The organism is Pseudomonas sp. IT-232MI5, assembly GCF_949767845.1.
Classification (GTDB): Bacteria; Pseudomonadota; Gammaproteobacteria; order Pseudomonadales; family Pseudomonadaceae; genus Aquipseudomonas.
In genome coordinates, this window is the sequence record NZ_CATKQE010000005.1 from 1 (window position 1) to 21,222 (window position 21,222).

General features: G+C 60.1%; 18 protein-coding genes. 10 read left to right on the forward strand and 8 right to left on the reverse strand.

Annotated elements, in window-relative coordinates; translation table 11 throughout:
• Both ACM6JQ_RS04805 and ACM6JQ_RS04810 read right to left on the reverse strand, forming a co-directional pair.
• A partial coding sequence (locus ACM6JQ_RS04805; RefSeq protein WP_414893327.1) for a DUF6531 domain-containing protein occupies positions 1-1,158 on the reverse strand: 1,158 nt, incomplete at its 3' end.
• A 116-nt stretch (positions 1,159-1,274) separates the two neighbouring features.
• Complete coding sequence (locus tag ACM6JQ_RS04810) at positions 1,275-1,538, reverse strand: PAAR domain-containing protein (RefSeq protein WP_007920142.1); 264 nt, start codon at positions 1,536-1,538, stop codon at positions 1,275-1,277.
• 456 nt (positions 1,539-1,994) lie between these two features.
• Here ACM6JQ_RS04810 and arfB point away from each other — a divergent pair, with 456 nt between their 5' ends.
• Positions 1,995-2,408, forward strand: coding sequence for an alternative ribosome rescue aminoacyl-tRNA hydrolase ArfB (gene arfB / locus ACM6JQ_RS04815; RefSeq protein ID WP_007920134.1), 414 nt, complete (start codon positions 1,995-1,997; stop codon positions 2,406-2,408).
• Here the strand turns inward: arfB and ACM6JQ_RS04820 are convergent.
• The 6 genes from ACM6JQ_RS04820 to phhA all read right to left on the reverse strand — a co-directional run bounded on the left by ACM6JQ_RS04820 (position 2,405) and on the right by phhA (position 6,817).
• Positions 2,405-3,592: an MFS transporter gene (locus ACM6JQ_RS04820; RefSeq protein WP_414893377.1), complete on the reverse strand. Its 1,188-nt coding sequence runs from the start codon at positions 3,590-3,592 to the stop codon at positions 2,405-2,407. The genes arfB and ACM6JQ_RS04820 overlap by 4 nt on opposite strands.
• A 114-nt stretch (positions 3,593-3,706) precedes the next feature.
• Complete coding sequence (locus ACM6JQ_RS04825; protein ID WP_042704957.1) at positions 3,707-3,889, reverse strand: hypothetical protein; 183 nt, start codon at positions 3,887-3,889, stop codon at positions 3,707-3,709.
• Between the two features lie 70 nt (positions 3,890-3,959).
• Positions 3,960-4,091 carry a hypothetical protein gene (locus ACM6JQ_RS04830; RefSeq protein ID WP_016987951.1) on the reverse strand — a complete coding sequence of 44 codons (132 nt, stop codon included), beginning with the start codon at positions 4,089-4,091 and terminating at the stop codon, positions 3,960-3,962.
• 267 nt (positions 4,092-4,358) lie between these two features.
• Positions 4,359-5,552, reverse strand: coding sequence for an amino acid aminotransferase (locus tag ACM6JQ_RS04835; protein WP_414893328.1), 1,194 nt, complete (start codon positions 5,550-5,552; stop codon positions 4,359-4,361).
• Positions 5,552-5,908 carry a 4a-hydroxytetrahydrobiopterin dehydratase gene (locus ACM6JQ_RS04840; RefSeq protein WP_003222798.1) on the reverse strand — a complete coding sequence of 119 codons (357 nt, stop codon included), beginning with the start codon at positions 5,906-5,908 and terminating at the stop codon, positions 5,552-5,554. Before ACM6JQ_RS04840 ends, ACM6JQ_RS04835 begins: the two co-directional genes overlap by 1 nt.
• Before the next feature lie 117 nt (positions 5,909-6,025).
• A complete protein-coding gene (phhA, locus tag ACM6JQ_RS04845) occupies positions 6,026-6,817 on the reverse strand; it encodes a phenylalanine 4-monooxygenase (RefSeq protein WP_007920123.1) in 792 nt (263 codons plus the stop codon).
• Between the two features lie 373 nt (positions 6,818-7,190).
• Between phhA and ACM6JQ_RS04850 the strand changes: the two genes are divergently transcribed.
• The 9 genes from ACM6JQ_RS04850 to ACM6JQ_RS04890 all read left to right on the forward strand — a co-directional run bounded on the left by ACM6JQ_RS04850 (position 7,191) and on the right by ACM6JQ_RS04890 (position 21,119).
• Positions 7,191-8,753, forward strand: a complete 1,563-nt coding sequence (locus tag ACM6JQ_RS04850) for a sigma-54-dependent phenylalanine hydroxylase transcriptional regulator PhhR (protein WP_007920121.1) — start codon at positions 7,191-7,193, stop codon at positions 8,751-8,753.
• 272 nt (positions 8,754-9,025) lie between these two features.
• On the forward strand, positions 9,026-9,766 hold the full coding sequence (locus ACM6JQ_RS04855) for a flagellar basal body rod protein FlgF (RefSeq protein ID WP_007920119.1): 741 nt from the start codon (positions 9,026-9,028) through the stop codon (positions 9,764-9,766).
• A gap of 45 nt (positions 9,767-9,811) precedes the next feature.
• On the forward strand, positions 9,812-10,597 hold the full coding sequence (flgG, locus tag ACM6JQ_RS04860; protein ID WP_007920118.1) for a flagellar basal-body rod protein FlgG: 786 nt from the start codon (positions 9,812-9,814) through the stop codon (positions 10,595-10,597).
• A 52-nt stretch (positions 10,598-10,649) separates the two neighbouring features.
• Complete coding sequence (flgH, locus tag ACM6JQ_RS04865) at positions 10,650-11,345, forward strand: flagellar basal body L-ring protein FlgH (protein ID WP_007920116.1); 696 nt, start codon at positions 10,650-10,652, stop codon at positions 11,343-11,345.
• 27 nt (positions 11,346-11,372) lie between these two features.
• Entirely contained in the window at positions 11,373-12,461 is a 1,089-nt protein-coding gene (locus ACM6JQ_RS04870; protein ID WP_042704956.1) for a flagellar basal body P-ring protein FlgI, read from the forward strand.
• Positions 12,462-12,472: 11 nt separating this feature from the next.
• Positions 12,473-13,765, forward strand: a complete 1,293-nt coding sequence (gene flgJ, locus ACM6JQ_RS04875) for a flagellar assembly peptidoglycan hydrolase FlgJ (RefSeq protein WP_414893329.1) — start codon at positions 12,473-12,475, stop codon at positions 13,763-13,765.
• A gap of 24 nt (positions 13,766-13,789) precedes the next feature.
• Positions 13,790-15,835, forward strand: coding sequence for a flagellar hook-associated protein FlgK (gene flgK, locus ACM6JQ_RS04880; RefSeq protein ID WP_007920110.1), 2,046 nt, complete (start codon positions 13,790-13,792; stop codon positions 15,833-15,835).
• Between the two features lie 13 nt (positions 15,836-15,848).
• Complete coding sequence (locus tag ACM6JQ_RS04885) at positions 15,849-17,417, forward strand: flagellar hook-associated protein 3 (RefSeq protein WP_095114164.1); 1,569 nt, start codon at positions 15,849-15,851, stop codon at positions 17,415-17,417.
• 108 nt (positions 17,418-17,525) lie between these two features.
• A complete protein-coding gene (locus ACM6JQ_RS04890; protein WP_007920102.1) occupies positions 17,526-21,119 on the forward strand; it encodes a glycosyltransferase in 3,594 nt (1,197 codons plus the stop codon).
• Positions 21,120-21,222: the final 103 nt, after the last annotated feature.

Consider the following 21,222-nt stretch of genomic DNA (forward strand, 5'->3'; position numbering starts at 1 on the left):
CGAGTTGTAGGTGCGCGTCCATTCGATCGGGAAGGGGCCGGGCAGGCTGAAATCGGTATGACTGAGGCTTTCCGAACCCAGGGCAAAGTTGATGCTGTATTCAGTGGCGCATTTACAGGGACCTTTCTCCGGATTGGGCGCGCTTTTCGCTGGGGCTTGCTTGTTGTTAACACCCAATTCGCCTTCCGCTGCCGTGTGGGTGGCCTTACCGGTCTTCTCCGTATGGACCGCGGCGTTCTGGCCATGGGCATTGCGCTTGCGCCACAGGGTCACGGCGCTGGAGAGGATCTGCAGCAGCCAGCCGATGGAGTTCTGCACATTTTTATCGTCGAGCTTGCTCAACTGCGTGCACAGTTCCGGGCCCATCGCGCGCAGTTTGCCGGTCTCGGTGGTGATCTGTTTCTGGAGATCGTTTGGCAGCAGATTCTGCGCGACGCTGTTGACCATCCCTTTGCCTGCCGCTTTCAAGGCGCTGTTGGCGGCCGCTAAAAAGTTGTCGGCCGTCGCGAGGGGGTCGTTGAGCAGTTGGCCGCGCCCGACGCTTGCTCTTGCGCTGGCTTCCTCCAGATCACCCTTGGCATCCAGCCGGCCAAGGGCTGTTGTTTCGATACCGGTGGCAATCTCGTTGATGATTTGTTCGCTGAGCTTGCCAGCGTCCGCCAGAATCCCCGGTAACTTGCCTTTGGCTTGCTCAACAAAGTCATCGAGGGTGCCGATGATCGAGGCATTCAGGTGACCGACCAGCACCTCGATCACGGAAGTGCTGAGCAACAACTTGCCGCTGGCCCTCATCTCCTGACGTACCAGAAACAGCGTCGGCCGCAGGGTCATGCGCGCCGCTGCCATCGACGGCGGCAACGGCAAGACGCCGATCAGGTTGATGCCAAGGCTGGCCCAGGTGAGCAAGTCGCGTTGCTTGGCGTCCGACAGGGTGACAATGTCACTCAGCGCATCGACCAGTGCCATGATGTTGCCGACCACCGGCAAGAAACCGGCGTAGTTCTTGATCCGGTCAAGCGTAACCACACCATCGGTGGCGGATTGCAGCCAGGCATCGAAAGCCGCTGCACTGCTGGCGACGTCCTGAACGTCGATGGCATTGAGTGGAACGATGGCAGCTTGGGGCTCACGTTTTGCGACAGCAGTTTCAGTGGTCATTACGTCATCTCACCCGGCGACAAGGTCCGGGCTTCGCGGGCAAAAATTGAAGACCTCAACGAGCGGGCGAGAAAAAGCCGCCTCTCAGAGGTACGCATCAAAGTGAAAAAACGGAATTAGCTGACGACAGCGCCTTTCGGGCCACTGGCGATCAGTGCGGCGCCGCAGGCGGTTTTCATGCCGTCCAGTGCGATAGGGGTGCCATCGACGGTATAGGTGCTGCTGCCCTCGGCAATCGGGAAAACCCCTTTGCACAACGGGCAGCTGACCTTGTGCCCGACCCCGGCAATCGGCTTGCCGTTGAGGTCGGTGCGGGAGAAGGCTTCGAGGACTTTGCCACCGTGAGTGGTGGAGTCGCCCAAGCGAATTGCGTCTTTCATTGCGTCATTCCTTTGACCGAGGATGGCTGGCTCGGCGAGCAATCCTGTCTTTCCTGCCTGCGTTCAGCAGGCGTTAGTGCCGATTTGATATCAAAATCCGTGCCAGCCACTATATGGCCATTACGCAGCAAGGGTTTGCGCCGGATGACTGCGGGATAAATCGATTTTTGCTGTGGGAAACCGTCTCAAAGTGCGCAAGAAGTTGCGCAGTGCTGTGCAACTTCTTGCGCACTCGGCTACAGGGCCCGTGTGACATGGGCTGGAGACTATTGACGGGCGTTTTTTTGACGACAGGTGCGCAAGAAGTTGCGCACTTGGGCGGCTGATCGATTTCTGACAAATCGATGGCGATTGCTTTGGCTTCATCGCGAACAGGGGAAGGCCGGCAGTGGATCTTCAGCAGGTTCGAGGTCTGTTTCGCGGTATCCTGCGCGTTCTGATTACGGACGCTTTTCCATGCTGGTGATTTCCAACAACGTGCATCTGCCGGATGCCGAGATCGAACTGACCGCCATCCGCGCGCAAGGCGCCGGTGGGCAGAACGTCAACAAGGTCTCCAGCGCCATGCACTTGCGCTTCGACATACCGGCCTCGTCGTTGCCCGAGTTCTATAAGGAGCGGTTGCTGGCGCTGCGTGACAGTCGCATCACCAGCGACGGCGTGTTGATCATCAAGGCCCAGCAATACCGCACGCAGGAAGCCAACCGCGCCGATGCGCTGGAGCGTCTGGTCGAGCTGATTCTCAGCGCCACCAAAGTCGAAAAGAAACGCCGCCCGACCAAGCCGACCCTCGGCTCAAAGAAGCGTCGACTCGAATCGAAAACCAAGCGCGGCAGCATCAAGGCCGGGCGCGGCAAAGTGGACTTCTAGTCTTCGCGATACTTGGCGGTGTGCTTGTACAGATACACGCTCAGTGCCAATCCGCTTAGCGCGGCGAGGGCGGCGAAGAGGAAGATCGAGGCAAAACCGAAGCCTGCCGCAATCGCCCCGGCCAGCGGCCCGGTGATCCCCAGCGACAAGTCGATGAACAGCGAATAGGCGCCGACCGCTGCGCCACGGCTGGATGCGGGCACCAGATTCACCGCTTCCACGCCCAGCGCCGGGAACACCAGCGAGAAACCAAACCCGCTCAACGCCGCACCGGCCAGCGCCCAGTGCGCGTCCGGCGCCAGCCACAACAGCAGCAGACCAAGGGTTTCCACCGACAAACAGGCAATCGCCACGCGAAAGCCGCCGAGGCGGTTGATCAGGTTGCCGAACAACAGCCGCGCGCCGATGAAGCTGGCGCCGAACAGGCTCAGGCACAGCACGGCGTTGTCCCAATGTTGAGTCGCGTAATACAGGGTGATGAAGGTGGCGATGGTGCCGAAGCCGATCGAGCCCAGCGCCAGACCGCAGCCATGGGGAAACACTTTACCGAGCACATGCATGAACGGCAGGCGTTCGCCGGCGACAATCGGTGCCGGCGTTTTTGGCCAGGCCAGCAACAGGCCCAGCGCGGCGAGCAGGATGATGCTGACGCCCATGCTCCACAGACCCAACTGGCTGACCAGCCACACACCGAACGGTGCGCCGACCGCGAGTGCGCCATAACTGGCGATACCGTTCCAGGAAATCACCTTGGCGGTGTTTGCTGCGCCGACGCGACCGATGCCCCAGCCGATCGAGCCGGAACCGACGAGGCTTTCCGCGCTGCCCAGCACCAGTCGACCGATCAACAGACTGATCAAACTGAGCATCGGCATGCACGGTGTCCAAGCCGAAATCAGCATGAACACACCGCTCAAGCCACACCCGGCGAGGCCAATCATCACCGCGCGTTTGCTGCCCTGGTTGTCGATGATCTTGCCGGCGTACGGGCGGCTGAGCAGGGTGGCGAGGTATTGCACGCTGATCACCAGACCGGCAATCACCGCGCCAAAGCCCAGGTCACTGTGGACATAACCCGGCAACACCGCGAGCGGAATGCCGATGTTCAGGTAACCGATAAAGGTGAAGAGGACGATGGAAACGACTTGCAGCGTGACCGCCAGGGGGCGCTGGGGTTCTGGCATAGAGGACGACATGGGTAACGATCCACGGGAACGGCAGATTAGATAGGCTGCTTATGATACCGACGCCGACGGATCTGGGGCGGGAAAAGTAAAACTATTTGCTGGATGGCGACATCAAGGTTTGGCGGGGGCAACCAGTTGCGTGGTGACCAGCGCGGCCAGAGCGTTTTCCTCTGTGCCGAAACGGGCGAGCAGGGCGGCTTGTTTCTCGGGCGAGAGACGGTTCCAGATCTCGATCATTTTCTCGGTCGCGCCGATCAGTACGGCAGCTTGGCTTTCGGAGAATTCGTCGGTCATGGCGGGCTCGGGGTTCAGGCAGTGTGGAAAGCGCATGTTAGCGCTTTCCACACGGTCTGTACGACGGGTCTTACTCTTCGTTGTCGGCCGGGCGGCTCTCAACGGCTTCTTTCGGCTCGGGTTGCCCCGCGCCGGCTTGTTGCGTGGTCGTCTGCTCAGGTACGTGCAGGCTTGGGAAGGGGAGATTAGGAATCTCGTGCATGGTTGCGCTCCTCGCTAAGTCTGTTGATAGATCTGGTAGATCCGCGCTTCTTGAAAGCCTGCGCAGGATACAGCAGGAAAAATGACAATCAGACTTTTAATTCAAATTAATGCGACAGATGGCCGCAGGGGAGGCCCAGACGAGAGATTGATTGTTCCAACGCTCTGCGTGGGAATGCCTCAATGGACGCTCTGCGTCCGCTGTTGGGACGCAGAGCGTCCCGGGCTGCATTCCCACGCGGAGCGTGGGAGCGAGCAATGGGAGGGATTATTTGCAGACGTTGGCGATGGCTTCGGCCAGCAAGGCGAGGCGCGTAGCGTCGATACCGGCAACGTTCGCCCGGCCCGAGCTGACCATGTACACGCTGTGATGCTCACGCAGTTGTTTCACTTGCTCCGGCGACAGCCCGGTGTAAGAGAACATCCCGCGTTGCACACCAATGTGCGCAAAACGTTCACGCAAGCCGTGCGGTTCCAGCGCTTCAACCAGGCCGCTGCGCAGTTGCGCAATGCGCAGGCGCATGGCTTCCACTTCATCGGCCCAACGGGCTTTCAGTTCTGGATCGGCGAGGATGGTCGCGACCACTGCCGCGCCGTGATCTGGCGGCGTCGACCACAGGTTGCGAGCGATGTTGGCCAGTTGGCTGCGGATGTCGATGAGCTTGTCGGCGGTTTTCGCGCAGACGATCAGCGCACCGGTACGGTCGCGGTACAAACCGAAGTTCTTAGAGCAGGAACTGGTGATCAGCAACTCTGGCACTTCTGCCGCGAACAAGCGGGTTGACCAGGCATCCTGCTCCAAGCCATCGCCAAAGCCCTGGTAGGCAAAGTCGATCAGTGGCAGCAGATTGCGGCTGCGCACCACGTCCAGTACACGCTGCCAGTCATCATGGCTCAAGTCAAAACCGGTCGGGTTGTGGCAGCACGCGTGCAGCAACACCACATCACCGTTCGGCACTTCATTGAGCACAGCGAGCATGGCGTCGACGTCGAGGCGGTTGTCACTGCCCACGTACGGGTAGTGACTGACCTTGACCCCGGCCGTGGCGAAAATCGTTTCGTGGATCGGCCAGGTCGGGTTGCTCAGCCACACGCCTTTGCCCGGCAGGCATTGGGCGATGAAGTCGGCGGCCAGACGCAGGGCACCGGTGCCGCCCGGGGTCTGAGTAGCGCCGGCACGCTGTTCGGCGATCAGCTTCGAGTCGGCGCCGAGCACCAGCTCATTGATGACTTTGCCGAACAGCGGGTTGCCGTGGCCACCGATGTAGGTCTTGGTGTCCTGGCTTTCGACCAGCCGCGCTTCGGCGATTTTCACCGCTTCCGGGATCGGCGTCAGGCCCTGAGCGTCCTTGTAGACGCCAACGCCCAAGTCGAATTTGCGCGGGTTGCTGTCCTGCGCATACGCCTCCATCAAGCCGAGGATCGGGTCGCCGGGTACCCGGCCGATGGCGTCAAAATGCATTACTTGCGTCCTTCTGCGGTCTTGGCCACTTCGTCAGTACGCGCGGCCATGATGAAGTCGTTGCGGTGCAGGCCTTTGATCGAGTGGCTCCACCAGGTCACGGTGACTTTGCCCCACTCGGTCAGCAGGCCCGGGTGATGACCTTCGGCCTCGGAGATCTCGCCGACAGCGTTGGTGAAGGCCAGTGCGTGTTTGAAGTTCTTGAACAGGAAGACCTTCTCCAGTTGCATGATGCTGTCGCGCACTTCGATGTTCCAGTCAGGGATCTGCTTGATCAGGATCGGCAGTTCTTCGTCGCTGACTTGTGGCGCATCGGCGCGGCAGGCTTCGCAGTGGGCTTGGTTCAAAGTCGACATGGTGTATTCCTGAAATCGAGTGTGTTTTTTTTATTAAAGCGTTTGAGCTGTCAATGCCGTCACGCTAAACCAAAGTGGCGGCGACTGACAGGCTCAATTGTCAGCAAAAGTCGCGGTTCACGCGGCTTTCGGTTTCGGCGGAAATTTCGGTGCGTGCAGACCCAGCTGCATGCCTTGGCGAACCATGGCCATGATGTCTTCATGGGCCACATCGAACAGACGCTTGAGGTTCGGCAGGACAAAGTACAGCGGTTGCAGGATGTCGATGCGATATGGCGTGCGCATGGCTTCGAGCGGATCGAAGGCTTGATGCTCGGGTTCGTCCGACAGCGAGTAAACGGTTTCTTTCGGTGAGGACAGGATGCCGCCGCCGTAGATGCGTTTGCCTTGTGGGGTGTCGACCAGGCCGAACTCGATGGTCATCCAGTACAGACGCGCTAGATAAACGCGTTCTTCCTTGGTGGCCTGCAAACCGAGTTTGCCGTAGGTGTGGGTGAATTCGGCGAAATACGGGTTGGTCAGCAGCGGGCAGTGACCAAAGATCTCGTGGAAAATATCCGGCTCTTGCAGGTAGTCCAGCTCTTCGCGGGTACGAATGAATGTAGCGACCGGAAATTGCTTGCTGGCCAGCAGTTCAAAAAACGTCTGGAAGGGGATCAGCGCCGGAACGCGGGCGACCTGCCAACCGGTGGTCTCGCCGAGCACCTTGTTGATCTCGCCGAGTTGCGGAATGCGGTCGTGGGGCAGACCGAGTTTTTCGATACCGTCCAGGTATTCCTGGCAGGCACGCCCTTCGATCACTTTTAGCTGGCGAGTGATCAGCGTGTTCCACACCGCATGTTCTTCGGCGGGGTAGTCGATAAAACCTTGCGCATCGGGCTCGCGGGCCACGTATTGCGTCTGCTTCATACTGCTCTCCTGCTAGGGGAATTCGTTCTTGTTATGTCCAGCGATGGATTCAGAATTACCTGAGAGCGGGTTGATGTGCAGCAGGTTGAATGGCCTGCGCGTAGGAAATTTCTCTTTAATTCGTAAAGTTATCGTTACGGTTTGGCGGATATCTCGCTTTTACGGTGATTCACGGGTTTGAAAAGGCCGATGGCTGTCACATAATCTTGACAACTATCTGCGTGCCACCATAGAAAAGTCTGGCGCGGTCCCCTGTAGGAATGAGCCTGCTCGCGATAGCGGTGTATCAGTCAGCATCAATACCAACTGACCCAAAGCCATCGCGAGCAGGCTCACTCCTACAGGTTTCTCATCGTTTATTCGGGCGATTTATATGCGCATCAAAGTCCACTGCCAGAACCGCATCGGCATCCTGCGCGACATTCTCAACCTGCTGGTTGCCTATGGGATCAACGTCGCGCGCGGCGAGGTCGGTGGCGAGCATGGCAATGCGATCTACCTGCACTGTCCGAACCTGATCAATATTCAGTTTCAAGCGCTGCGCCCCAAGTTCGAAGCGATCGCCGGGGTGTTTGGCGTCAAGCGGGTAGGGCTGATGCCCAGCGAACGACGGCACATGGAGTTGAATGCGCTGCTCGGCGCACTGGAGTTTCCGGTGTTGTCGATCGACATGGGTGGCTCGATCGTCGCGGCCAACCGCGCGGCGGCGCAGTTGCTCGGTGTGCGCGTTGATGAGGTGCCGGGGATTCCGTTGTCGCGCTACGCCGAAGATTTCGACTTGCCGGAACTGGTGCGCGCGAATAAATCGCGAATCAATGGCATGCGGGTCAAGGTCAAGGGCGACATCTTTCTGGCCGACATCGCACCGCTGCAATCGGAGCACGACGACAGTGAAGCGATGGCCGGTGCCGTGCTGACCTTGCATCGCGCCGATCGCGTTGGCGAGCGCATCTACAACGTGCGCAAGCAAGAGTTGCGTGGCTTCGACAGCATCTTCCAGAGTTCGAAAGTCATGGCCGCCGTGGTGCGGGAAGCGCGGCGTATGGCACCACTGGATGCGCCGCTATTGATTGAAGGCGAAACCGGCACCGGTAAGGAGTTGCTGGCGCGTGCCTGCCACCTCGCCAGTCCGCGCGGGCAGTCGCCGTTGATGGCGCTTAACTGCGCCGGCCTGCCCGAGTCGATGGCCGAGACCGAGTTGTTCGGTTATGGCCCTGGCGCTTTTGAAGGGGCACGGGCCGAAGGCAAGCTCGGGCTGCTGGAGTTGACCGCGGGCGGCACGCTGTTTCTCGACGGTGTCGGTGAAATGAGTCCGCGCTTGCAGGTGAAGTTGCTGCGTTTTCTGCAGGACGGTTGCTTCCGCCGGGTCGGCAGTGATGAGGAGGTTTATCTGGATGTGCGGGTGATCTGCGCCACCCAGGTGGACTTGTCCGAGCTTTGCGCACGGGGCGAGTTTCGCCAGGATTTGTATCACCGCTTGAACGTGCTCTCCTTGCACATCCCGCCGCTGCGCGAATGCCTCGACGGGTTAACCCCACTGGTAGAGCATTTTCTTGATCAGGCCAGTCGGCAGATCGGCTGCTCGCTGCCGAAACTGGCGCCGGCGGCGATGGATCGCCTCAGTCATTACCACTGGCCGGGCAACGTGCGGCAGTTGGAAAACGTTTTGTTCCAGGCAGTTTCACTGTGCGATGGCGGCACGGTGAAAGCTGAGCATATTCGTCTGCCGGATTACGGCGTGCGTCAGCCGCTTGGCGATTTCTCGCTGGAGGGTGGGCTGGACGAGATTGTCGGGCGCTTCGAGAAAGCAGTGCTGGAGCGGCTGTATTCCGAGCATCCGAGCAGTCGGCAGTTGGGTAAGCGGCTGGGGGTTTCGCACACCACGATTGCCAACAAGCTGCGTGAATATGAGGTCGGCAAAGATCCCGAAGCTTAAGATCAAAAGATCGCAGCCTTCGGCAGCTCCTACAGGAATACGCATTTCAAATGTAGGAGCTGCGGCACGCTGCGATCTTTTGATCTTTTGCCGCCAAGCGGCATAACACCGCCGGTTTTTCGACTTCGATACATTTCAAATTTCCTCTCGCCATCCCCCAAGTCCTTTGTTTACCGGGCCTTTGTGCGCCAGAAAAAAGTTGGTCTGCAAATTGCTTATGGCTCAGCAGTACAGCGGTGGGCGGCAAACGTCCGGCATGCAGAGGAAAGAGTGTGGACAAGTACCTTTATGTGGCAATGACCGGCGCCAGCCAGAATGCGCTGGCGCAAAAGGCGCATGCCAACAACCTGGCGAACATCTCCACCAACGGTTTTCAGCGCGACCTGGAGCAGGCGCGTTCGATGCCGGTGTTCGGTGACAGCTTTCCGGCGCGTGCGTTTGCCATGAGCGAACGGCCTGCCACCGACTTCACCCCGGGCTCGCTGGTGCAGACCGGCCGCGACCTCGACGTCGCGGTGACCGGCAATGGTTTCATTGCCGTGCAGAACCCTAACGGCGGCGAAAGCTACGTGCGCACCGGCAGCCTCAATGTCGACGCCCTCGGCGTGCTGCGCGCCGGCAACGGCATGCCGGTGATCGGCAACGGCGGTCCGATCGCCGTGCCGCCCGAGCAGCAGATCGAAGTCGGTGAAGACGGCACCATCAGTATTCGTGCGATGGGCGAAGGCCCGCGCGTCATGGCGGAAGTCGACCGGATCAAACTGGTCAACCCGGACATCAAGAACATGAACAAGGGCCTCGACGGCTCGATCTACACCAAGGACGGCCAGCCTGCGCCGGCCGATGCCAACGTCAAACTGGTGTCGGGTTTCCTTGAGTCGAGCAACGTCAACGCCGTTGAAGAGATGACCTCGGTGCTGGCCCTGGCCAAGCAGTTCGAGTTGCACGTCAAAATGATGAACACCGCCAAAGACGACGACCAGGCCATGGCTCGGGTCTTGCAGATCAGCTAATTATCAGAACGTCGCGCCGTAAAACAGGCGCACGAGGAGAATCGAATGCTTCCGGCTCTATGGGTTGCCAAAACCGGTCTGTCCGCCCAGGACACCAACCTGACCACCATTTCCAACAACCTGGCAAACGTGTCGACCACGGGTTTCAAACGTGATCGCGCCGAGTTCCAGGACTTGCTCTATCAGATCAAGCGTCAACCAGGCGCCCAGTCGACCCAGGACAGCGAACTGCCGTCGGGTCTGCAACTGGGTACCGGTGTGCGCATCGTCGGCACCCAGAAAAACTTCACCGCCGGTAGCCTGCAAACCACCGAGCAGCCGCTGGACATGGCCATCGACGGTCGCGGTTTCTTCCAGATTCTGCAGCCGGACGGCACCACGTCGTACACCCGTGACGGTACCTTCCACCTCGATTCCAATGGCCAGATTGTTAACGCCAGTGGTTTCGCTCTGGAACCGGCCATCGTCATTCCGAACGATGCCCAGACCTTCACCGTCGGCCGTGACGGCACGGTGTCCATCACTGTCGCTGGCAACGCCGCGTCGCAGGTGATCGGCAACCTGCAAACCGCTGACTTCATCAACCCGGCCGGTCTGCAAGCCGTGGGTAACAACCTGTTCCTGGAAACCGCCGCTTCCGGCGCGCCGCAAGTCGGCACCCCGGGTCTGGCCGGTTTCGGTACCACCCTGCAGAACACCCTGGAAACCTCCAACGTCAGCACCGTTGAGGAGATGGTCAACATGATCACCACTCAGCGCGCTTACGAGATGAACTCCAAGGTGATCTCCACCGCTGACCAGATGCTCTCGTTCGTAACGCAGAATCTGTAATCAAGTCTATGAGGCGGCCATGAGGTCGCCTGCAACACCGTGAGGTAGGGTCATGAATCGCTTTGTATCTGTTCTGGCATTGAGTGGGGTCGTCTCGCTCGCGGGCTGCGTCGCCCCGACGCCCAAGCCCAATGACCCTTACTACGCCCCGGTGTTGCCGCGTACACCGTTGCCGGCTGCGGCCAACAACGGCTCGATTTATCAGGCTGGCTTCGAGCAGAACCTGTACAGCGATCGCAAGGCTTTCCGGGTCGGTGACATCATCACCATCACCCTGAACGAGCGCACACAGGCGAGCAAGAACGCCAACTCGCAGATGGACAAGAACAGCGATAACAGTGTCGGTCTGACTTCGTTGTTCGGCTCCAGCCTGACCACCAACAACCCGATTGGTGGCGGTGACCTGAGTCTGAACGCCGGCTATAGCGCTGACCGTTCGACCAAGGGCGACGCCAAGTCCGGGCAGAGCAACAGCCTGACCGGTTCGATCACCGTAACCGTCGCTGACGTGCTGCCCAACGGCATCATCGCCGTGCGCGGCGAGAAGTGGCTGACGCTGAACACCGGTGACGAACTGGTGCGCATCGCCGGCCTGGTGCGCGCCGATGACATCGCCACGGACAACACCGTGTCGTCGACCCGGGTCGCCGATGCACGCATCACCTACTCGGGTACCGGCGCATTTGCCGATACGAGTCAGCCAGGCTGGTTCGACCGTTTCTTCCTCAGCCCGCTGTTCCCTTTCTAGGTGGCTACGTTGAATCTGAAAAGCTTCATGCTGGCGGCGACCCTGATGTCCGCCGCTTTTGGTGCCCACGCCGAGCGGCTGAAAGATATCGCCAGCATTTCCGGCGTGCGTTCCAACCAGTTGATCGGTTACGGCCTGGTGGTCGGGCTTAACGGCACCGGCGACCAGACGACGCAAACCCCGTTCACCCTGCAGACCTTCAACAACATGCTCTCGCAGTTCGGCATCAAAGTGCCGCCGGGATCGGGCAACGTGCAGTTGAAAAACGTCGCGGCGGTGTCGATCAGTGCCGACTTGCCGGCGTTCGCCAAGCCCGGTCAGCAGGTCGACATTACCGTGTCCTCGATCGGTAACTCCAAGAGCTTGCGCGGCGGTACGCTGTTGCTGACCCCGCTCAAGGGTATCGACGGCAACGTCTACGCAGTTGCTCAGGGTAACCTCGTGGTCGGCGGTTTCGACGCAGAGGGCCGTGACGGATCGAAGATCACCGTCAACGTTCCGTCGGCTGGTCGCATTCCGGGCGGTGCCTCGGTAGAGCGCTCGGTGCCGAGCGGTTTCAACCAGGGCAACAGCCTGACGCTGAACCTCAACCGTTCCGACTTCACCACCGCCAAACGTATCGTCGACAAGATCAACGACATGCTCGGCCCTGGCGTTGCGCAAGCCATCGACGGTGGTTCGATCCGCGTCACCGCACCGCTCGATCCAAGCCAGCGCGTCGACTACTTGTCGATCCTGGAAAACCTCGAAGTCGATCCGGGTCAGGCGGTGGCGAAAGTCATCATCAACTCGCGTACCGGTACCATCGTCATCGGCCAGAACGTGAAAGTGTCGCCAGCCGCCGTGACCCACGGCAGCCTGACCGTGACCATCACCGAAGACCCGATTGTCAGCCAGCCCGGCCCGCTATCCAATGGCCAGACCGCTGTCGTGCCACGCTCGCGGGTGAATGCCGAGCAGGAAGCCAAACCGATGTTCAAGTTCGGCCCGGGCACCACCCTCGACGAGATCGTGCGGGCGGTGAACCAGGTCGGCGCGGCACCGGGTGACTTGATGGCCATTCTCGAAGCCTTGAAGCAGGCCGGCGCGTTGCAAGCCGACCTGATCGTGATCTGAGGCCAACCCTTATGGATATGCGCAAAAGCGGTCTGGTCAGCAGTAGCGATTCGGGTTCCTACTCGGACCTCAATCGCCTGAACCAGCTCAAGGTCGGCGACAAGAACAGCGATGCGAACCTGCGCAAAGTGGCGCAGGAATTCGAATCGCTGTTCCTCGGCGAGATGCTCAAGTCGATGCGCTCGGCGACTAACGCCTTGGGTGAAGACAACCCGCTGAACACGCCGGCGGCCAAGCAGTATCAGGAAATGTACGACCAGCAACTGGCGGTTTCCATGTCCCGCGAGGGCGGTGGTATCGGTCTGGCCGACGTGCTGATGCGGCAGATGTCGAAGAACAAACCGCTGGCGCCGGGTGAGGCTGCGGCCGCGTCCGCCGCCAAGCAGGAAGAGGCCAAGGCGAAAGCTGCGGCCGTGGTTACACCGGTTGCCGCTGGCACTGTTGCTACCAACGGCCCGTTGTCGCGCCTCAATGGCGAGCGTCCGTTGTGGGCTTCGCGTTCGGTGAGCGCGCCGAACACGCAACTGGCTCATCGCAATGACATGGAACTGATCAATCAGCGTCGTCTGGCTCTGCCACCGAAACTGGCCGATCGTTTGCTCGCAGGCCTGGTGCCATCGGCTATGCCGGCAGTGGCCACGCAATTGCCGCAACGCGCGACTACCGCGGCCACCACTGGCGCCGGCCCGCTGTACAACGGCGACTGGCTGGCACGCGCCGAGGGCGAAAAAGCCTCCGGCGGGCAGATGCAGATTTACGGTCGCGCCATGGCGCAGATCCCGTTGGCGCCGGCGAAGAAAGCCTTCAGTTCCGCCGACGAATTCGTCAACACCATGCTGCCGATGGCCAAGGAAGCGGCCGACCGCATCGGCGTCGATCCGCGTTATCTGGTGGCGCAAGCGGCGCTGGAAACCGGTTGGGGCAAGTCGGTCATGCGCGCCCAGGATGGCAGTAGCAGCCACAACCTGTTCGGCATCAAGGCGAGCAGCAACTGGAAGGGCGATTCGGCCCGCGCGATCACCAGCGAGTTCCGTAATGGCGAGATGGTCAAGGAGACGGCCGAGTTCCGTTCCTACGCCTCGTACAAGGACAGCTTCCACGATCTGGTGACTTTGCTGCAGAGCAATAATCGCTATCAAGATGTCGTGAAGTCTGCCGATAACCCAGAACAGTTTGTACGCGAGTTGCAAAAGGCCGGTTACGCCACCGACCCGAACTACGCAAGCAAGATTTCGCAGATAGCCAAGCAGATGAACAGTTTCCAAAACTACGCTGCGGCGGGTGTATCCACCACGCCTTTATAAGGCACAAGGTATAAGGTCTGAACCATGAGTTTGCTCAATATCGGGATGTCGGGACTGTCGGCCAGCCAGTCCTCTTTGGCTACGACAGGCAACAACATTGCCAACGTCGACACCGCCGGTTATTCACGTCAGCAAACCGTGCAGGGCACCAAATCCTCGCAGCAGTACGGCACCGTGTTCATCGGTACGGGCACCACCCTGGCTGACGTGCGCCGGGTGTACAACTCGTACCTGGAAAGCCAACTGCACACGGCCACCTCGCTCGACAGCGAATCGGCCGCGTTTCTGGCCCAGGCCACGCCGCTGGACTCCATGTTGTCGGACACCAACACCGGCCTGACCGGTGTGCTGCAAAAATTCTTTACCACGATGCAGGGCGTTTCGACCTCGGCGACCGATGACACTTCCCGTCAATCGGTGCTGACCGGTGCGCAGGCGCTGACCAGTCGTTTCAACACCATTGCCAAACAGCTCAACGACCAGAACACCACCCTCAACGGCAGCCTGGGCGACATGACGGCCCAGGTGAACAAGCTGGCCACCTCGATTGCCAACCTGAACCAGAAGATCGGCGAGATCTCCACCAGCGGTGGTGCGCCGAACGATCTGCTCGACAGCCGCAACGAAGCCGTACGCCAGCTCTCCGAACTGACCGGTGCACAGATCGTCGAGCGTGGCACCAGTTTCGATGTCTACATCGGCAGCGGTCAGCCGTTGGTGATCGGCAACACCACCAACACGCTGAGCATGGTCGCAAGCAAAGACGACCCGTCGCGCATGGCCATCCAGATGGATCGCGGTTCGAGCACCATCGACATCACCTCGGCGATGAGCGGTGGCGAAATCGGTGGCCTGCTGACTTACCGCAAAGAAGTCCTCGACCCGTCGCTCAACGAGCTGGGCCGAGTGGCGCTGGTGATCGCTGATCAGGTCAACAGCCAGCAAGCGCAAGGCATCGACAAGAACGGTGACTTCGGTGCGGCGATTTTCAACAACATCAACAGTGCCGCGCTGATCAGTTCGCGCAGCATCGCGCAGTCGGGCAACAGCACCGGTTCCGGAAACCTCGATGTCACCATCAAGGACACCGGCAAGCTGACCACCAGCGATTACCAAGTGACGTTCACCAGCGCCACGGACTACACCGTCAAGCGTTCCGACGGCACCGACATGGGCGCCTTCAGCACCACAACCAATCCGCCGCCAGTGATCGACGGATTCACCCTCGCCCTCAAGGGTGGGGCATTGAGCGCCGGTGACAGCTTCAAAATCACCCCGACCCGCAATGCGGCGGCGAGCATCCAGACGGTGCTCACCGATCCGAAGAAAATCGCTGCGGCCGGTCCGTTGACCGGTGTGGCCAGCGCCAGCGGTCTGGGCACCTTCACCCAGCCGACGCTCAACAGCAAGATCGATATTTACAACCCGACTTCCCAGGCTGACATGCAGGCGGCGCTGAAGAATTCGACGCCGGTGAAACTGGTGTTCGGTGCGGTCTCCGGGGGCAGCCAGTCTTACACTTTTGTGGATGCCAAGGGCGGCCTCATCAGCAGCGGCACTATCGTTCCCGGTCAATCGAACGCGCTGGAACTTAAAGTCGGCATCGTCGATGCCAGCGGCAACCCGGTGCTGGACACCAGCGTTACGCCGAACGTACAGAAAACCTTCTCCGTACAGACCACCGTTGGCGGCACGCCGAAGCCTGGCGAAACCTTCACCATGAACCTCACCGGTGCGGCGTCCTCGGACAACCGCAACGCGCAATCGCTGGTCGCCCTGCAAACTGCGCAGACCGTCGATACCGGTTCCGCCAGCAAAGGCATCAGCCTGACTGACGCTTACAACAAGCTGGTGACCAACGTCGGCACCAAGACCGCTCAAGGCAAGTCTGACAGCGCCGCCACCACGGCGATTCTGGACAACGCCAAAGGCGCGCGCGATTCGCTGTCCGGGGTCAACCTGGATGAAGAAACCGGCAACCTGGTCAAATATCAGCAGTACTACACAGCGTCTTCGCAGATCATCAAAGCTGCGCAGGAAACTTTCGCCACGCTGATCAACAGCCTTTAAGGAGTCGTAATTCATGCGCATTTCCACCGCCCAGTATTACGGCACGCAAGCGTCGGACTATCAGCGTAACTTCAACAAGGCAGTCGCCACCGCCAGCGAGGCGAGCAGCCTGCAGCGCATCAACACAGCGGCCGATGATCCGATCGGTGCCGGGCGTTTGCTGCAGTTGGGCCAGCAGGCGGCGATGCTGGATCAGTACAAGACCAACGTCGACACCACCAAAAGTTCGTTGACTGTGCAGGAGTCGACACTGGACTCCATCACCACCGCATTGGCACGCGCCAAGGAACTTGCCCTGGCGGCCAACAACGGCACGGCCACCGACAAGGACCGCCAGGCTTACGCTTCGGAACTGGGCCAGATCCAGCAACAAGTGCTGGGCCTGATGAACTCCAAGGATGCCAGCGGCAATTACCTGTTCTCCGGTTCGAAAACCGATACCGCGCCGTACTCGCAGAACGCCGATGGCACCTACTCCTACAACGGTGACCAGACCACGATCAATCTGGGCATCGGCGACGGCATGACTGTTGGCACCAACACCACCGGTTGGGCCGCTTTCCAGCAGACCATCAATACCGCGCGCACCAACGTCACCATGACTGCGCCGGCCGTGGACGACGGCCGCGTTGTGCTGTCCAACGGTACGGTCGGCACTGCCGCCACCTATGATTCCAAGTTCACTGCCGGCCAGCCGTACACCGTCAGCTTCCTCAGCAGCACCCAGCTGAAAATCACTGATGCCCTGGGCAATGACGTGACCGCTGAAGCGAGCCAGAACGGTCTGGTCAGCAACAGCAGCGGCGCCAACCAGACGGTGAGCTTCCGTGGCGTCGACATGAAGTTGAATATCAACTTGAAGACCGGCGACACCAACCCGGACGCGGTGATAGCTGGCCACAGCTTCCAGTTGTCGACCGCGCCGGACTCGTTCACCACCACGCGCAGCCCGGGTAACCCGTCGACCGCCGTGATCACCGGCTCCAGCATCACCGACCAGGCCGCCTACACCGCGGCATTCCCGCAGGGCGGCGCCGTCCTCAAGTTCACCAGCGCCACCGCGTTCGATCTGTACGCAGCGCCGGTCACTGCCGACAGCAAACCCGTGTCCTCGGGCACTATCGTCGGTAACAACGCTACTGCGGCGGGCGTCACGTTCGCACTGGGCGCTGCCCCGGCTGCCGGTGATCAGTTTTCGATCCAGCCGAACGACCACCAGACCCAGAACGTGCTCGACACCCTGGGCCAGATGATCACGGCGTTGAACACTCCGATCGATGGGGATCCGGTGGCCAAGCAGAAATTCCAGGGCGCAATGGAAGCGGGCCTCGGCAACATCGACGCGGCCAACAATCAAATCGGCGCCGCGGTGACCGAGATTGGAGCACGTGGTCAGGCGCTGGATATGCAGGCCGTCACCAATGACAGCCTGAGCACCGCGAACACCACCACTCAAGGCTCCATTCGCGATTCGGATCCGGCTGAAGTGATGACTCGTTTGACCCTGCAGCAGACCATGCTGCAAGCTTCGCAGCTTGCGTTCAGCAAGATCAGCCAGTTGGGTCTGTTCAACAAGATCTGATCCTCAACGGGCGTGTAAGCGCCCGTTTGCCTTGTCCCTCAGTCATGTTTTTTAGCGGTATCAAGGGCTCGCTTTTCCGAGCGGGCTCGTACCGCCTGTGAGCCCGCCGTGAATTCACTTCCTCTTGTCAGCCTCGTTATTCCCGCCTTCAATCCGCGCTTTTTCGAGCGGACGCTGAACAGCGCCGTCAGCCAGAATTACGCCAATCTTGAAATCATCGTATGCGATGACAATCGTGGCCACGAGATCGAAGACATCGTTACGCAGGTGACAGAGCAGACCGGGTTTGCAGTGCGTTACGTGCGCAACTCACGAACGCTGGGCCTGGTTGGTAACCTGAAGGCCTGCCTTGAGCAAGCCCGGGGCGAGTTCATCAAATTCCTGTGTGACGATGATCTGCTGTATTCGGCCTGTATCGAACAGCAAGCCCATGAGATGCAGCGCGAAGAAGTCAGTCTGGTGGTCGCGCAACGGTTGCTGTGGGATGCCAACGACATCATCCTGCCCGCACGTCTGGAAAACAGCTCGTTATCGCCGGCCAGTGGCTTGCTCAAAGGCGACGACGTACTAAGCATCTTCGAAAAATTTCCAGTCAACGTGCTCGGCGGTTTCAGCAGCGCAATGTTCCGGCGCGCCGATGTCGCCGAACTGCTGCCGGCCCTTACCGAGGATGGAGCCTGCTTCGTCGCGACCCTGGATTTTGCTTTGTATGTCTGCCTGCTGCGGCGCGGCAACCTGGTGGTCTCCAACAATGTGCTGAGTGCCGAACGACTTTACCCCGAGCGTCTGAGCGCGCAGCAACCGATGAAAGACGCGGCGGAGATCGAGCGCGAGTGGATCTCGCAAATGCTCAAGGTCCGCAGCGGAGAGTCGGCGCCGGCGCCGGGATGGGTGCGCTATGTGCAATTGACCAAGGCCGACGAGACACCTCGGGTCTGGGAAGAACTGCCGCTGAGCCGTACCCTGGGTTCCAAGCAGAGCCGTCAGGAATTGGGGGTCGGTGTCGACAGCTTCAGTTTCGGCGAACTCTATGCGCAGTGGCTGGCGTGTCGGGTGCTGACCGCGGCACAGCGCAAATGGCTGCCGGAAACCCTCGCCGGCTGGTCGCATCAGCCGCGCATCGTGCCGATCATCATTGATGGGCAAGGCAGCCGCGATGGTCTGGAACGTACGCTTGATGCGCTCGCCGCTCAGGATTATCCGCCGGAGCTGGTGCTGGTGCTGTCCACGGTTTGCAGCGAAGCGAAGCTGGACGGTCGGGTGTTCCACATGCCGTTGCAGGGTGACGGCCTGGAGCAGATCAACGCTCTGCTGCCGCAACTGGAAGGCGCCGACTGGTTTTATCTGCTGCAGCCAGGTGACTGCCCGGTGGTGCCAGCGTTGTTGGTGATGGCCGATCGCATTGCGCACGCAAGCTCGTTGACATGCCTGTACAGCGACGAAGGCAGCCTGCGCGATGGCGAGTCGGCAGAGCCTGCGTTCAAACCTGATTTCAACCTTGATCTCATGCGTAGCTATCCCTACGTCGGGCGCGCCTTGGCATTCCAGCGCGAACGGTTTCTGGCCCTTGGCGGTTTTACCTCGACGTTCGCCGAACTGGCGCCCCACGATGTGCTGTGGCGCATGGTTGAAAGTGATGGCCTGCAAGTCGTCGGGCACATTGCTGAAGTGCTGCTGGAGTCGAAATACGACCTGTCGCAATGGCTTATCAATCCCGGCGTCGTCGAGCAAAGTCCGCGAATCCTCGAAGCGCATCTGCAACGCCTTGGCATCGCTCATGAAGTCCGTGTCGGTAATAGCGGGCTGCTCAATCGTGTCGACTATCACCATGCCCGGCGCCCGCTGGTGTCGGTGGTCATTGTCACGCAGGACCAGACCGCCGCGTTGCAGCGCTGCGTCGAGACCCTGCTGGAAAAGACTGCCTACACCGAGTACGAATTGCTCTTGGTCGACAACGGCAGCGAAAGCGCCGAAGCGCTGGCGTGGCTGGACGGTATGGCGCAAATGGGCAGCGAGCGGATACGTGTGCTGAGCTACCTGCAAAAGGGCAATGCGGCAGCGGTGCACAACTTTGCCGTCGGCCAGGCGCGCGGTGAGTATGTGCTGATGCTCAATGCCTTCGCGGTAATCACCCAGAGCGATTGGCTCGACGAACTGCTCAATCATGCGCAACGACCGGAGGTCGGGGTGGTCGGCGCCAAGCTGTTCAACCCGGACGGTGGCGTGCTGCACGCGGGTCTGATTCTTGGCTTGAACGGGCCGGTCGGGTTGCCGTTCTATGGCCAGCCGATGCAGTCGGAAGGGTACATGCACCGCCTGCAAGCAGTGCATGACCTGAGTGCCGTCGGCGGTGATTGCCTGATGATTCGCCGGTCGGTGTACGAAGCGGTCGGCGGGCTGGACGAGCAGGACCTCAAGCAAACGCTCAATGTCGTCGATCTGTGTCTGCGTGTTGGCCGTGACGGTTATCTGGTGGTGCTCAACCCTCATGCGGTGCTGGCCGTGGGGGCACGGCCAAGTGCAATGGCGACGCCTGAGGAAGAAGCGCAGCACACCGAGGAGAGGGAGACGTTTTACCAGCGCTGGCTGCCGCTCGTGGCGCGCGATCCGGCCTACAACGTCAACCTGACGTTGCAGGGCGTGGGCGCCACCAACTTCAGTCTGGAGCCTGGCCTGCGCACCGGTTGGAGTGCGTTCTCCAAGGCACAGCTGCCCAATCTGCTGGTGGTGCCGATCAACGCTTCAGCCATCGGCCATTACCGCATGAGCCAGCCGATGATCGAGCTGGAAGCGGCCAATCGGGCAGAAGGGCGCATTTGCTACGGTTTGCCGTCGATCATCGATATCGAACGTCAGTCACCTGATGTGATCGTTCTGCAAGGGCGCTACTCGGAGCACGCCATCGATGAAATCCCACCGTTGAAAAAGTACTTCAACGCTCGACGGATCTTCGAACTCGACGACTACGTCATTGATGTTCCCCACCGCAATGCGCACATCCGTAATATGCCGAGCAAGCAGGACATGGAGCGTATGGTGCGGCGTGCCATCGGGCTGTGTGATCGCGCGGTCGTATCCACCGCGCCGCTGGCCAACGTGCTGTCGGACATGCACCACGACATTCGTGTCGTCCCTAACATGTTGGCCAAGGACTTGTGGGGCCACCTGCGCAGCCAGCGTCGGACCTCGAAGAAACCGCGGGTCGGCTGGGGCGGCGGCACCAGTCACCACGGTGATCTGGCGGTGATCGCCGAGGTTGTTCGTGAACTGGCCAATGAAGTCGACTGGGTATTTTTCGGCATGTGCCCGGATGATCTGCGGCCGTACATGCATGAGTTCCATGGCGTCATCGGCCTGGACGTGTACCCGGCGAAACTGGCCAGCCTCAACCTCGATCTCGCGTTGGCGCCGCTGGAATTCCATATCTTCAACGACTGCAAGAGCAACTTGCGGCTGCTGGAATACGGCGCCTGCGGTTACCCGGTGATCTGCACCGACACCGAGGCCTATCGCGGTTACTTGCCGTGCACGCGGATCAAGACCAACTCCACGGATGAATGGCTGCAAGCGATCCGCATGCACCTGGCGGATCCGGATGCCAGTTATCGCATGGGCGATGAATTGCGTGAGGTGGTGCTGCGCGATTACGTGTTGCGCGGCGATAACCTGCGCTACTGGGAATACGGCTGGCTGGCCGATTGATCGAGCCAAGCGTGATCTGAAAAAAAACAGGCGACTTTTATAGTCACCTGTTTTTTTTTGCTTCTGAAAATCGTCTTTGCACCAGTTTCGATACAAATTTTTG

Excerpts from the sequence above, each read along its gene's own strand:
- arfB (WP_007920134.1), top strand. The coding sequence starts at position 1,995 with ATGCTGGTGATTTCCAACAACGTGCATCTGCCGGATGCCGAGATCGAA.
- ACM6JQ_RS04840 (WP_003222798.1), bottom strand. The coding sequence starts at position 5,908 with ATGTCGACTTTGAACCAAGCCCACTGCGAAGCCTGCCGCGCCGATGCG.
- ACM6JQ_RS04835 (WP_414893328.1), bottom strand. The coding sequence starts at position 5,552 with ATGCATTTTGACGCCATCGGCCGGGTACCCGGCGACCCGATCCTCGGC.
- flgH (WP_007920116.1), top strand. The coding sequence starts at position 10,650 with ATGAATCGCTTTGTATCTGTTCTGGCATTGAGTGGGGTCGTCTCGCTC.
- phhA (WP_007920123.1), bottom strand. The coding sequence starts at position 6,817 with ATGAAGCAGACGCAATACGTGGCCCGCGAGCCCGATGCGCAAGGTTTT.
- ACM6JQ_RS04820 (WP_414893377.1), bottom strand. The coding sequence starts at position 3,592 with ATGCCAGAACCCCAGCGCCCCCTGGCGGTCACGCTGCAAGTCGTTTCC.
- ACM6JQ_RS04830 (WP_016987951.1), bottom strand. The coding sequence starts at position 4,091 with ATGCACGAGATTCCTAATCTCCCCTTCCCAAGCCTGCACGTACCTGAG.
- ACM6JQ_RS04850 (WP_007920121.1), top strand. The coding sequence starts at position 7,191 with ATGCGCATCAAAGTCCACTGCCAGAACCGCATCGGCATCCTGCGCGAC.
- ACM6JQ_RS04870 (WP_042704956.1), top strand. The coding sequence starts at position 11,373 with ATGCTGGCGGCGACCCTGATGTCCGCCGCTTTTGGTGCCCACGCCGAG.
- flgG (WP_007920118.1), top strand. The coding sequence starts at position 9,812 with ATGCTTCCGGCTCTATGGGTTGCCAAAACCGGTCTGTCCGCCCAGGAC.
- ACM6JQ_RS04885 (WP_095114164.1), top strand. The coding sequence starts at position 15,849 with ATGCGCATTTCCACCGCCCAGTATTACGGCACGCAAGCGTCGGACTAT.
- ACM6JQ_RS04825 (WP_042704957.1), bottom strand. The coding sequence starts at position 3,889 with ATGACCGACGAATTCTCCGAAAGCCAAGCTGCCGTACTGATCGGCGCG.
- ACM6JQ_RS04810 (WP_007920142.1), bottom strand. The coding sequence starts at position 1,538 with ATGAAAGACGCAATTCGCTTGGGCGACTCCACCACTCACGGTGGCAAA.
- flgK (WP_007920110.1), top strand. The coding sequence starts at position 13,790 with ATGAGTTTGCTCAATATCGGGATGTCGGGACTGTCGGCCAGCCAGTCC.
- flgJ (WP_414893329.1), top strand. The coding sequence starts at position 12,473 with ATGGATATGCGCAAAAGCGGTCTGGTCAGCAGTAGCGATTCGGGTTCC.